The organism is Deltaproteobacteria bacterium IMCC39524, from assembly GCA_029667085.1.
Taxonomy (GTDB): domain Bacteria; phylum Desulfobacterota; class Desulfuromonadia; order Desulfuromonadales; family BM103; genus M0040.
This window is the reverse complement of record JARUHJ010000001.1, coordinates 1,190,721-1,203,445: the sequence shown is the minus strand read 5'-3', so window position 1 is coordinate 1,203,445 and position 12,725 is coordinate 1,190,721. Positions and strand designations below refer to the sequence as shown.

Here is a 12,725-nt window from a genome sequence, read left to right as displayed (position 1 = left end):
GGAGTGAGCTGTAATGAGTATCGTTCTGGCGCGTATTGACAGTCGTCTGGTGCATGGGCAGGTTCTGGAAGCCTGGGTCCCGCATGTCAATGCCGATTGCATTGTGGTCGCCAATGATGACGTCGCTGCCGCATCGTTTCAATGCATGGTTATGCAGGCCGCAGTCCCGAGTTCAATTAAATTGATCATCGGGACACTTGAGGAAACAGCTTGTATCCTCAGCTCTGCCGAGTTGCTCAGAAAGCGGGTCCTCTTACTGTTTGCCACATCGGATGATGCGCTCAAGGTCCGTACTCTCGGTGTTGAATACCCAAAGCTTAATCTTGGCAACATGCACTCGAGTGATGGCAAGGATCGTTACACCTGCACCATCGCACTTGATCATGAGGATATCGAAAAACTGCAAGAGATCGAGATGCAGGGAGTCAAGATCGTTTCTCAATGTGTTCCTGCTGATCGTGAGCAGGGTTGGCAGAAGTTGATACGTTCCGGAGGACGGTAAATGGTCATTGCTGATTACCTGCTGGCTGCGATGGTGGCTATGTTGACCGGACTCGACCGGGTCGCCCTGGTGCAGGTTATGATATCGCGACCCCTGGTCGCGGCCCCTTTAACCGGGCTGGTCCTCGGCAACCCTTTGTTGGGACTTGAAGTCGGGATGTTGCTTGAGCTGCTCTGGCTAGGTCGTTTGCCCGTGGGGGCTGCTATCCCTCCAGATGACACCCAGGTGGCGGTTGGCGCGACAGTGCTGGCATTCAGTATGGGAGAAATGCTTGGCCTGGTCGGAATGCCGATGGTGATTCTGGCCGTTCTGGTCGCCATTCCTCTCGGTAAGTTTGGCCAGATCTTTGATCGGCTGGCGCGCAACGTCAATGACCGTCTTGCTGTTGCTGGATTGAAAGCACTCGGTAGTGGCAATACCAATGGCCTGGAGCGTCGCCACTTGATGGGGTTGATCAGTTTCGCCGTGTCCAGTCTGGCTACGGCCTGTGTCATCGTATTGATCGGCAGTGTGGTTCTGTTTTACACGGCCCCACAGCTTATCGGAGCGGTCAGGGATACCGGTCTGAGCCTGCAGTACAGTCTGATTATAGTCGGAGCGGCATCATTGCTCGGTACGATCAACGTCAATCGCAGTATCTCTCTTTTTTGTGCTGCCTTCTCCGGGACCCTTCTGGTCCTGTGGATGAGGTGAGAGGATGAACTCACCACGCCTTTCATGGCTGACGTTTCTCAGAGTCTATTTTCGATCTTTCCTGTTTCAGGCCAGCTGGAACTTCGAAAACTTGCAGAACCTGGGTTTCTTTTACCTGGTTTTGCCCGGGTTACGCAGTATCTACGGAGAAGAACTTTCTACGCACGTGCAGCAGCGTCAGGTGACTTATTTCAATACCCATCCTTACTTTGCACCACTGATTGCGGGGACCATTCTGCGTATGGAAGAGCGCCTGCATGCCGGGGAAGACGTTGCGGTAGACCCTGATGCCTACAAAAAAATGGTTATGGCTCCTTTTGCTGCGATGGGCGATGCTCTCTTCTGGGGTGGCGTTCGTCCCCTCGCGGCACTCATTGGCCTACTGCTTGCGAGTCAGGGCTCACTCTGGGCTCCGGTGGTTTTTCTGATCCTCTTCAACCTGCCGCATTTGTTTTTTCGCGGAGCCGGACTGGTCCTGGGCTACGTACAGGAGCTGAGAGCGATAGAAACGATACAAAAATGTCGATTGCCTGATCTGGCGATACGACTCAAGGAGTCTACAACCATACTGATAGGCGTGCTCTGCGCCTACCTGTCATTCAAGGGTTGCGAACATCAGGATATCTCCGGTGTCTGGGGTTTTGTGCTTTTGCCCGTCGTTCTCCTCTTCGCCTGGTTGTCACATAAAGGAGTGACCAGCCTTTTCCTGGTTTTATTGACAACGTCCAGCTTGCTGTTGCTGGCGCTACTGTTTTGATTGTGGGGACACTATGCCGATAGAAAAAATGGAATACGAAATTGTTAATCGTCTGGGCCTGCATGCGCGTGCCGCCGCACAGCTGGTTCAGACGGCTAATCGTTTCTTGTCGGATGTGATGATTGAGAAAGATGGTAACGAAGTGAACGGCAAGAGCATCATGGGCCTTTTGATGCTGGCTGCCCCGCAAGGCTCGAAAGTAAACGTCACGGTGTCCGGTGAGGACGCTGAAGACGCAATGAAGGTCATAGGGACTTTGATTAATGACGGCTTCGGTGAAGATTGACATAGCCGAGGATACTATCCTCGTCGGCATCGCTGCAGCACCCGGGATTGCTATCTCGAGAAGTTACCTGGTTAATCGTGACCGGATGGTTGTTATTGAGCGACGCATATCTCCGGCTGAAGTTAAGCCGGAAACGGCCGCTTTCAAAGCTGCCGTGGAGAAGTCCAAATGCCAGCTCCGGGAAGTTAAGGAGCAGGCTGACAGCAAAGAGCTTTCTGAACACCTCTATATTATCGATACTCATCTGATGATTCTTGATGATGAAATGCTGATTGGTGAAACGGTCAGCCTGATTCGTGAAGATCTGATCAATGCCGAAGGCGCATTGAACCGGGTGTTGCGTAAATTACGCCGGGTCTTTGATAAAATAAGCGACGAGTATCTGCGCGAGCGACGTTCTGATATCGACTCAATCGGAGATCGGTTATTGCGCAACCTGCTTGGCGAAACGCATGAGTCTCTAGCTGACGTTGAAGAGCAGGTCATCGTTGTCGCTCATGATCTGTCTCCAGCAGACACGGTGCAGATGGACCGCTCCAAGGTTGTCGGTTTTGTGACGGACGTCGGCGGGCGTACGTCGCATACGGCGATCCTGGCACGCTCTCTCGGTATCCCTGCCGTCGTCGGCCTGGAAACGATTACGTCTTTACTGCCGTCCGGGTTGCCGATGATTATTGATGGCAGCACCGGTAGCGTTATTCTTAAGCCTTCACCGGAAACCTTCCGTGATTACCTGCTGCGGAAGCAGCACTACGATTACCTTGAGAGCGAGCTCCTAAAATTCAGAACCCTCACTGCAGAGACGAAAGATGGTCATTCTCTGGCGTTGCGCAGCAATATCGATTTTGTGAGTGAAATTCTGCCGGCAAAAGAGCAGGGTGCCCAGGGGATAGGCCTCTTCCGAACAGAATTTCTCTTCATGTCTGGTGACGGCCCTCCTTCAGAAGATGAGCAGTTCGGTGTTTACCGGACGGCTGTGGAACAGATGGCTCCTTTCCCGGTTACGATCAGAACCCTGGATGTTGGAGGTGACAAGTTTGTTCCGGAGTTCAACCTCTCCGATGAAGTGAATCCGGCGATGGGCTTGCGTGCCATCCGATTCTCTCTCAAAGAGGTTAACCTGTTCCGGGTTCAGTTGCGGGCGATTCTCAGGGCTTCTGCGTTCGGGCCGCTTCGCATTATGTTCCCGATGATCTCCGGTGTAGCAGAGGTCCGCGCCTGTAAGCAATTCCTCGAGAGAGTCCGACATGACCTGCTCTCCGAAAGTATTGTCTGCGGCGAAAATGTCGAAGTCGGCATCATGATTGAGACCCCTTCTGCTGTTCTGATTGCTGATCTGCTGGCAAAAGAAGTTGATTTTTTCTCGGTTGGCACCAACGATTTGATCCAGTATTGCCTAGCGATCGATCGCGGCAACGAGCATGTTGCCTACCTTTACGAGCCGATGCATCCGGCGGTGCTACAAGCTCTTTTGAGAGTTTGTCGTGCGGCAGAAAATGCAGGGATAGCGATCGGAATGTGCGGAGAAATGGCCGGTGAGCATATGTACTCCCTGGTCCTGATTGCTCTCGGCTTCAAGGAATTGTCGATGAATGCCGGTAACATCTCCCGTGTTAAACGAATTATGCGTCAAGTTGAAATTGTCGAGGTGAAACAGATTCTGGAGCGGCTCCTTTCTCTGCCGACCGCCGAAGAGGTCGTTGCCGCGCTTGAACAGGAGATGCGTGATCGTTATCCTGAAGTATTCACAGAAATTCACATTTAGATTTCAAAGCAGGCACTCTACCAACTTTTACTGTTAATAATAGCTGTCGGCTGAAAAACTTGACAGGTTTTGACGAAAAGATTAACGTTCCCACCTCTAAATATTTATTCACAAGGAGTACGACTTATGGCAATGACAGATTTTCTCTTCACCTCTGAATCAGTTTCCGAAGGGCATCCGGACAAGGTCGCCGACCAGATTTCCGACGCCATCCTCGATGCAATAATCGCCGAAGACCCAAAGGCAAGGGTTGCCTGTGAGACTCTCGTAACAACCGGCATGGCAATGATCGCCGGTGAAATTACAACCAGCGCTTATGTCGACATGCCTGATATCGTGCGTCAGACCATTAAAGAGATCGGTTATGACGACTCTTCCATGGGCTTTGACTACGAAACATGTGCGGTTTTGACCTCTATCGATCGGCAGTCTCCAGACATCTCCCAGGGTGTGTCTGAGGGTGAAGGCTTGTTTACTGAGCAGGGCGCCGGTGACCAGGGTTTGATGTTTGGTTATGCCTGCAACGAAACTCCTGAGTTAATGCCGATGCCGATCACCTTTGCACACAAGCTGACCAAGCGTCTTGCTGATGTGCGTAAAAGTGGACTCCTGAATTTCCTGCGTCCAGACAGCAAATCGCAGGTATCGATCCAATACATCAATGATAAACCGGTCCGGGTCGACACCGTGGTCATCTCTTCGCAGCATAATCCTGATGTCACTTACGAAAACCTTAAGGAATCAATCATTGAGGAAGTTGTTAATAAAGTAATTCCTGCTGACTTGCTGGATGAGAACACCAAGTATTTCATCAACCCGACTGGTCGATTTGTCGTCGGCGGCCCTATGGGTGATTGCGGTTTGACCGGTCGTAAAATCATCGTCGACACCTATGGTGGTCAGGGCTCACATGGTGGCGGTGCTTTCTCCGGCAAGGACCCCTCCAAGGTTGACCGTAGCGCTTCTTACATGGCTCGCTATGTTGCCAAGAATATTGTCGCTGCGGGTCTGGCTGACAAATGTGAAGTTCAGCTTGCTTACGCTATTGGCGTTGCAGAGCCTGTTTCGGTTATGATCAATACCTTCGGTACAGGTGAGATTCCTTCCAATGAGATTGCCCGCGTCGTGCGTGAAGAATTCGATATGCGGCCTCGCGGTATTGTCGAAACTCTTGACCTTTTGCGCCCGATCTACCGCAAGACCGCTGCATATGGTCATTTCGGTCGTGAACTCCCCGAATTCACCTGGGAGCGCACTGACCGCGTCGCGTCTCTGCAGAAGCTTGCTGGAATCTGATGGCGTTGAGAGGACTCTTTTGAATTAAACGGGCGGATCGTTTTTACGGTCCGCCCGTTTGTGTTCCAAGTTGGACATATGACTCATCCAGAACTCTCCATTATTATCCCCACACTCAACGAAGCCGAGAGCTTGCCACTCTTACTTGCTGATCTTGTCCAGCAACAGGAGCTTGCGTTCGAGGTCGTTGTTTCCGATGGCGGATCAGTTGATTCAACCCGTGCAATTGTTGAAGCCTTTTTTGCTTCCGGGAAACTTTCTGGAAACTGTGTGGTTGGACCAGGTGGTCGAGGACGTCAACTGAATCTTGGTGTTGGAGCCGCTAAAGCTGAATGGTTACTTTTTCTGCATGCTGATAGTCGAATTTGTGATGTGCTCCAGTTACGCAACGCTCTCGAATTTATCTGTGAGTATCAACAGCAACAGAACGGGTTGATGACAGCTGGTCGCTTTTCCTTGGAGTTTGATAAGCGAGCTGATGAAAACCGGTATGATCTCTTCTATTACGAAGCCAAGGCCAGGCTCGGTCGTCCCGGGTGTATTCACGGCGATCAAGGGATGTTGATGACCAAGGCCTGCCTGCAGGAAGCCGGTTCTTTCCGCGAAGATCTGCCGGTCATGGAGGATACCTCCATTGCTGAGGTCATTAGGGCTTCCGGCCAATGGTTGCTTTTGCCCGGTGTTATTGTGACCTCTGCGAGACGTTTCCAGGTTGAGGGAATCAATGCACGGCAAACTCTTAATGCTCTGATGATGAATTTTCTGGCCATCGGCTGGTTCGATTTTTTTTTCAATGCGCCCGATATTTATCGTCAACAGGATCGTACTCAACCCCTTCAGTTGCTCCCTTTCTTCATGCTGATCAGAGATCTTCTGGGTAAGATGCCAATCCGTCAGCGGTGGAGAATATGGTTGGCGACCGGAGGTTACGTGCGGGGCCAGGCCTGGCAGCTTGGTTTTGCACTGGACTGTCGTAAGGCGTATCAAGGGGGGTATGAGCCGAGCCAACAGACAAATGTTTGGCTGAAATGGTTTGATCGTTGTTTCGAGCCTATAACGAACCACTGTGTGGGTCGTGTTCTGACAGCTTTGTTGGTCCGACTATGGTTCTCTTGGCAGCTGCGCTTTCGTTGACCCCCTGGAGTCCTCTCGATCGATACCGGCATGGATGTCTTGGTGATGATCACGCTTTTCCACTCCGGATTTAAAACCAAACAAAAATAAAATCATCTTGAGTCATTTCTTAACGCAGAGTCGCAGAGCCCGAAGAGAAAAAACGTCTTGTCTTGTTGTAAATGATTTATTTCTGTCAATTTTCCTCCGCGCCTTTGCGTCTTTGCGTTAAACCTTCTTTAGGGGGTATGACGTCGCTTTTTCCCTTGCCAAAAAAACCGGACTATTATATCAAGAAAAGCTGATATATAAAAATTATTGGAATTGATGTATGTTGAGTCTCTTTAAAGTCCTGGCTGATGGTACCCGTTTGCGACTCCTGCGTATTTTACGCCAGGGTGATTTTACGGTACAGGATCTTATGCAAATCCTTGGTATGGGGCAGTCCCGCATCTCACGTCATTTAAAGCTTATGAGTGAGGCAGGCCTTCTGCAGGTCGAAAAGCAGGGGACCTGGCACTACTATCGCTTATCTTTTGAAGAGGGTTTTTTGAGTGATCTATGGGCCTCAGTTGAACCTCGCCTCGCAGAGCTTGAAGAGCAGGAACGAGATGCTCTTGGCATCTTGCAGATCATGTCGGAGAGACGCAAGCGGAACCAGGAATTTTTCAACCAACATGCACGGGACTGGGACAACATCCACGTCGAATTGCTGAACCTGCCGGATTATCAGGATCGACTGCTTGCCATGATCCCGTCCGGTGGACTGGTGGTTGAAGTTGGCGTCGGGACCGGTAGCCTCTTGCCTCTACTGGCAAAAAAAGGTGAACGAACTCTTGGCCTCGATCATTCCCCTTCAATGATCAAGCTTGCAAGAGAAACAATTGACCAACAGCAACTTGCAGGTAAAGTGGACGTTCGCCTAGCCGAGATGAATCATCTGCCATGTGCTAACGATTCAGCACGGACGGTGGTCCTGAACCAGGTTTTGCACCATGCAGAGCAACCTGTCGAGGTGTTCAGAGAGATCGCTCGTGTCCTCGAACCGGGGGGGGCGTTGGTTGCTGCGGACCTGACCCGTCACGGTCATGACTGGGCCCGTGAACGCCTGGCAGACCAGTGGCTTGGATTTAAACAAGAAGAACTCGAGAAGTGGTTGGCTGATACCGGCATGGTGCTGACGGAATGCCTGGAGGTCGAAGCGATCTCAGGTCAACAGTCGGTGTTATTGTTTAAAGCAGCCATTCATAAACATCACTCTGAATCATTGATTCAGGAAAACAGAAAATAACGGAGGATTTGTTAGATGACAGATTTTAAAGTATTGGACCTTTCCCTGGCGACCTTGGGGCGCAAGGAGATGGATTTAGCGGAAGTCGAAATGCCCGGATTGATGGCTTTGCGTGATGAGTATCGCAACCAGTTCCCACTCAAGGGTGCCCGCATTACAGGCTCTCTGCACATGACGATTCAGACCGCAGTACTTATCGAAACACTGGTCGCCCTCGGCGCACAGGTTCGTTGGGCGTCCTGTAATATCTTCTCGACCCAGGACCAGGCGGCGGCAGCTGTTGCTGTTGGCCCGAATGGAACGCCTGAAAATCCCCAGGGTGTACCGGTCTATGCCTGGAAAGGGGAGACTCTGGAAGAATACTGGTGGTGTACCGAAAAGGCTTTGAACTGGCCGAACGGTGAGCTGCCGAACATGATCCTCGACGATGGCGGCGATGCCACCATGATGGTTCTTTATGGTGCCGAGTGGCAAGAGTCAGGGGCTCCGACCATTAATGCGGATGATCCGGAAGATTGGGTTGAGTTGGTCAGCTGTCTGAAAAAGACCCTGGACAATAAATCAGTTGACTGGCAAGCGATCTGCAACTCGATCAAAGGCGTCACCGAGGAGACGACGACAGGTGTCCATCGTCTCTATCAATTGCAGAAGGAAGGCAAGCTGCCATTCCCGGCGATGAACGTTAATGACTCGGTCACCAAGAGCAAGTTTGACAACGTTTACGGCTGTCGTCACAGCCTCATTGACGGCATTATGCGCGCGACTGACGTCATGCTTTCTGGAAAGGTGGCTGTGGTCTGTGGCTACGGGGATGTGGGCAAAGGCAGTTGCCAGTCGTTACGCGGCCAGGGCGCCCGGGTCATCGTCACCGAGATCGACCCGATCTGCGCTCTGCAGGCATTGATGGAAGGTTATGAAGTCAAAACCCTTGAGGACGTGGTAGCCGACGCGGATATTTTTGTGACCACAACAGGAAACAAGGATGTTATCCGCGTCGAGCATATGGCCCGGATGAAGCACAATGCCATTGTTGGTAATATCGGCCACTTTGATAACGAAATCGAGATGGCGGCGATGGCAAAGGTCGACGGCATCAAAAAAGTCAATATCAAGAACCCTCGCGAGCATGGCAACCAGGTTGATCAATGGGTTTTCCCTGACGGTCACGCTGTCATCGTTCTGGCCGAAGGACGCCTGCTCAATCTTGGTTGTGCTACAGGACATCCCTCATTTGTCATGTCAAACAGTTTTACCAACCAGGTCATGGCCCAGATTGAGCTCTTCATGCGAGGTGATAATTACGACAACGAAGTTTATGTTCTGCCGAAGAGCCTGGATGAAAAGGTTGCCCGTCTTCACCTCGGCAAGCTCGGTGCAAGACTGACGACGCTTTCTAAGGAGCAGTCTGATTATATAGGGATTCCTGTGGAAGGGCCCTACAAGCCGGATTCATATCGCTACTAAGAATGTAGAATAAATGTGAACAGAAAGGGGGCCAACGAAACGTTGGCCCCCTTTGTTTGTTATATGGCAGAGACTTCGCTCAACTGTTGATTCTTAAGAAAAACCATGCGCCGATCAAAGCCATTAAAATGTTAGCGGCCCAAGCAGCAATCAGTGGCGGGAGAACATCGATAGCGCCGAAGACGTTAAATGTCGCGTAGAGGATAAAGTAAGTGAAGAAGATGATCAGGCTGATGACAATGCCCAGGGAAAAACTGGCGTTGCGACCGCGTTGCAAGGCGAATGGGATGCCGACCAGAACCATGATCACGGGAATGACCGCTTTGGCAAAACGCACATGGATTTCTACCTGGTAAAGCTTGGCATCATAGCCTTCGCTCTCCAGTTTTTTGGTGAAATGGATAAGCTCGCCAATCGACAGGTCTTCCGGTCGATTCAAGAGCCTGACTGCTTCTGAAGGGCGACGTTTGAGGTCGAGTAAAAGCTCTGTTTGTTGTTCGAACGAAGAAACCGCTTTAGTCTCGGGGCTGAAGTTCCAGAGAACAGCATTTTTGAGGCGCCACTGGCCTTTCTCCAGATGTTGGGCATGTTCTGCTTGAATGCGCTTGACCGGCATGAAGTTGTCATTGAACTCGACAATGGTCAGTCCGAGCAGAATGCCTTTCGACGGAAATGCCTGGTTGATGCTGATTATCTGGTTGCCATCACGGAAGTAGAGATCTTTGCTGCTGACCGACTGTGCGCTTCGCCCTTTGATCTCCGTGCGCAGGATGTAGTTTGATTCGCTGGAAGACCAAGGAACCAACCAGAGATTCGCGAAGAGCATAATGACGGCAAGGATCAAGCTGGTGACAAAGAGCGGTCGACTGATGCGGATGAAGCTGATGCCGCCACTAAGCATGGCTGTCAATTGGTTTGAGCGAGAGAAACCCCCGATGGTTGCGAAGGTTGCAAGCAGAACGGCCATCGGCAGGGAATTGGAAAGGATGACCGGCAGGTGGGCCAAGGGGTAGGTCAGGTAGTACTTAACTGCGGCCCGGTGCTCTATAAAGTCATCCACTTTCTCCAAAAACTCAATCAGACTGTAAAGTGCTACCAGAGTCAGAAGGACCAGTGTTAGGTTGCGCAGAAAAGCGTTGAGAATATAGCGATCAAGAATTGGCATTTTTACGAGCTCTTTTCTGCAGGAAAAGCAGAATCTGGTCCACCCAGGTAACCAGAGGGTTAGGCTTTTCGCGCGAAGTCTGGTGCAAAAAGTAAGCTCCAGCGGCAATCAGGATCAGTTGTGGTGTCCAGAGCGTCAGCCATGGTGGTGTCAACGCTTCTTTCGTCAAGGTTAAGCCTGAAGACAGAAGAAAATAGTAGCTCAGAAAGATAATCAGGCCCACAACAAAACCACCACTACGGCCTGATCGGTGTGATTGCATACTGAACGGCAGGCCGAAAAGCACAAACAGAATCGGTGCGAGCGGTGAAGCGAGGCGCAAGTGAAGTTCCGCCTGCATTGCCCTGCGTATTGAAAGATCCTCTTCGCCAGAGATGGCCCTCCAAAGCTTTCCTGTCTGCTCTTCTCTTGTTTTGCGCGTTTTTGTACCGGGGTCCCTCATGATCGACGTTTCCGGCTGAATGTCGTAATTGCGGAAGTGAATCAGTTGGTAGTTTTTGGCGGAATCGGTTTGTTGCCGATGGATGACACCATCATGCAGGCGGATTGTGAATGTCTCGGTCGCCTCATCGCTGATGATATTGCCGTTGTCAGCAAAAACCCAGGAGGTTGATTCCGGCTTCTTGTCGACGATAAAGATACCCTCCATCCGATTTGCTTGACTCTTTACCTCGTTGGCGTAGAGTGTCAAGTTGTTGAACTGGTTCATGAAAATGCGAGGCTGCAGACCGATGGTGGCTTTCTGTCGCGCAATTTCGAAACTTTTGGTTTCAAAAGCTCTGTGTCCCCAGGGTTTGACCCAGAGGTTGGTCGCTGCAGTCAAGAGTGAGAAAACAAGGGCCAGTGCAAAAACGGGCATGGAGATCTTGGCGAGGCCCACTCCAGCAGCTTTGAGTGCCACGGTTTCACTGTCGGCTGACATCCGGCCCAAGCCGATCATAATGCCCATGAGAAAGGCCAGTGGCAGTGATATGGAAAAGAAGGTTGGCAGCAGGGTGACCAGAAGAACCCCGATGTCTATCGGGGAAACACCTTTTTCAATGATCAGGCCGACCAGCTTGTAAGCCTGCCCCATTACCATAACCATGGTAAATATGGCTATGCAGAGGAGGGTGGGTGAAAGGACCTCCCTGATAATATATCGATGAATTTGTGTTCCAAACATAGTCTCGCATACTAGTACAGTCTTAAAGCGAATGTAAACGGACTTCGTTATGAAAAAGCACTTGCCTTAAGGCTGGCCTCATGTTATACGGATGAGCTGTTTATTACACACGCCTTTTGACCCGGACCGGGTGCCTGACATGGGGTCAGGTCGGTTGCAGGGGATGATGAAGGCGGCGGCAAAACCTAACGTAAAAGGAGTTCAAAATGTCACAGATCACTATGAAACAACTGTTGGAGGCCGGCGTTCATTTCGGTCACCAGACCCGTCGCTGGAACCCCAAGATGAAGCCTTATATTTTCGGGGCTCGTAACGGGATCTACATTATCGACCTGCAGAAGACGGTTCGGTACTTCCGGACTGCTTACAGCTTTATTCGTGATATCTCCGAAAAAGGCGAGAAAGTTCTTTTTGTCGGCACCAAGAAGCAGGCTCAGGATTCAATCCTTGAGGAAGCTGTCCGTGCGGACCAGTACTATGTCAACAATCGTTGGCTGGGCGGTATGCTCACCAACTTCTCTACTATCAAGCGCAGCATCGATCGCCTCAAAAAAATTGAAGTCATGTCTGAAGATGGGACTTACGATCTGCTGATCAAGAAAGAAGTTCTTCAACTGGAGCGTGAAAAAGCCAAGCTGGAGAAAAGCCTCGGTGGCATCAAGAATATGACTCGTTTGCCAGCAGCCGTTTTCATTGTTGACCCCAACAAGGAAGAAATCGCTGTCAAGGAAGCCCGTAAGCTCGGTATCCCTGTCGTCGCCGTGGTTGATACCAACTGTGATCCGGAAGGCATTGATTACATCATCCCTGGCAATGACGACGCGATCCGCGCCCTGCGCCTCTTTGCTTCGAAGATGGCTGATGCCTGCCTTGAAGGAACGGCTGCTCGCCAGGAGAACCTGCGCAACAGCTCCGAGGGAGCTGACCAGGAAGAAGAGGTGGCACCAGTTGTTGAAGCGGCTTCGGAACCCGTTGTGATTGAGAAGGCTGCTGTGGCTCCTGCTGAGGCGGCTGTTGAAGCCCCTGCAGAGGCGGCTGTTGAAGCCCCTGCAGAGGCGGCTGTTGAAGCCCCTGCAGAGGCGGCTGTTGAAGCCCCTGCAGAGGCGGAGAAACCAACCGAAGTTTAATTGTCCGATATCTTTAACTATAAAAAGGCGGCCTGCATTGCAGCCGCCTTTTTATCAAATAACTACATAACTCAATAAGCATAGTAGTTCAGAGGAGGTTT

12 protein-coding genes are annotated in these 12,725 nt (G+C 51.0%); 10 read left to right on the top strand and 2 right to left on the bottom strand.

Features of this window, described 5'->3' with window-relative positions:
* Nucleotides 1-13 precede the first annotated feature (13 nt).
* The 9 genes from P9J64_05565 to ahcY all read left to right on the top strand — a co-directional run bounded on the left by P9J64_05565 (nucleotide 14) and on the right by ahcY (nucleotide 9,167).
* A complete protein-coding gene (locus P9J64_05565) occupies nucleotides 14-502 on the top strand; it encodes a PTS sugar transporter subunit IIB (protein ID MDG5467791.1) in 489 nt (162 codons plus the stop codon).
* Entirely contained in the window at nucleotides 503-1,195 is a 693-nt protein-coding gene (locus P9J64_05560) for a PTS sugar transporter subunit IIC (GenBank protein ID MDG5467790.1), read from the top strand.
* A gap of 4 nt (nucleotides 1,196-1,199) precedes the next feature.
* Nucleotides 1,200-1,952 carry a PTS system mannose/fructose/sorbose family transporter subunit IID gene (locus P9J64_05555; GenBank protein ID MDG5467789.1) on the top strand — a complete coding sequence of 251 codons (753 nt, stop codon included), beginning with the start codon at nucleotides 1,200-1,202 and terminating at the stop codon, nucleotides 1,950-1,952.
* Between the two features lie 13 nt (nucleotides 1,953-1,965).
* Entirely contained in the window at nucleotides 1,966-2,238 is a 273-nt protein-coding gene (locus tag P9J64_05550; GenBank protein MDG5467788.1) for an HPr family phosphocarrier protein, read from the top strand.
* A complete protein-coding gene (gene ptsP, locus P9J64_05545) occupies nucleotides 2,216-4,003 on the top strand; it encodes a phosphoenolpyruvate--protein phosphotransferase (GenBank protein MDG5467787.1) in 1,788 nt (595 codons plus the stop codon). The genes P9J64_05550 and ptsP overlap by 23 nt, the downstream gene beginning before the upstream one ends.
* Before the next feature lie 126 nt (nucleotides 4,004-4,129).
* On the top strand, nucleotides 4,130-5,299 hold the full coding sequence (gene metK / locus P9J64_05540) for a methionine adenosyltransferase (GenBank protein MDG5467786.1): 1,170 nt from the start codon (nucleotides 4,130-4,132) through the stop codon (nucleotides 5,297-5,299).
* Between the two features lie 78 nt (nucleotides 5,300-5,377).
* Nucleotides 5,378-6,433: a glycosyltransferase gene (locus P9J64_05535; protein ID MDG5467785.1), complete on the top strand. Its 1,056-nt coding sequence runs from the start codon at nucleotides 5,378-5,380 to the stop codon at nucleotides 6,431-6,433.
* A 310-nt stretch (nucleotides 6,434-6,743) separates the two neighbouring features.
* Nucleotides 6,744-7,703, top strand: coding sequence for a metalloregulator ArsR/SmtB family transcription factor (locus tag P9J64_05530; GenBank protein MDG5467784.1), 960 nt, complete (start codon nucleotides 6,744-6,746; stop codon nucleotides 7,701-7,703).
* 15 nt (nucleotides 7,704-7,718) lie between these two features.
* Nucleotides 7,719-9,167 carry an adenosylhomocysteinase gene (gene ahcY / locus P9J64_05525; protein MDG5467783.1) on the top strand — a complete coding sequence of 483 codons (1,449 nt, stop codon included), beginning with the start codon at nucleotides 7,719-7,721 and terminating at the stop codon, nucleotides 9,165-9,167.
* A gap of 79 nt (nucleotides 9,168-9,246) precedes the next feature.
* Here ahcY and lptG read toward each other — a convergent pair whose 3' ends face one another.
* On the bottom strand, nucleotides 9,247-10,332 hold the full coding sequence (gene lptG / locus P9J64_05520; protein ID MDG5467782.1) for an LPS export ABC transporter permease LptG: 1,086 nt from the start codon (nucleotides 10,330-10,332) through the stop codon (nucleotides 9,247-9,249).
* Entirely contained in the window at nucleotides 10,319-11,497 is a 1,179-nt protein-coding gene (gene lptF, locus P9J64_05515; GenBank protein MDG5467781.1) for an LPS export ABC transporter permease LptF, read from the bottom strand. Before lptF ends, lptG begins: the two co-directional genes overlap by 14 nt.
* 206 nt (nucleotides 11,498-11,703) lie before the next feature.
* Here lptF and rpsB point away from each other — a divergent pair, with 206 nt between their 5' ends.
* A complete protein-coding gene (gene rpsB / locus P9J64_05510; GenBank protein ID MDG5467780.1) occupies nucleotides 11,704-12,624 on the top strand; it encodes a 30S ribosomal protein S2 in 921 nt (306 codons plus the stop codon).
* Nucleotides 12,625-12,725 lie beyond the last annotated feature (101 nt).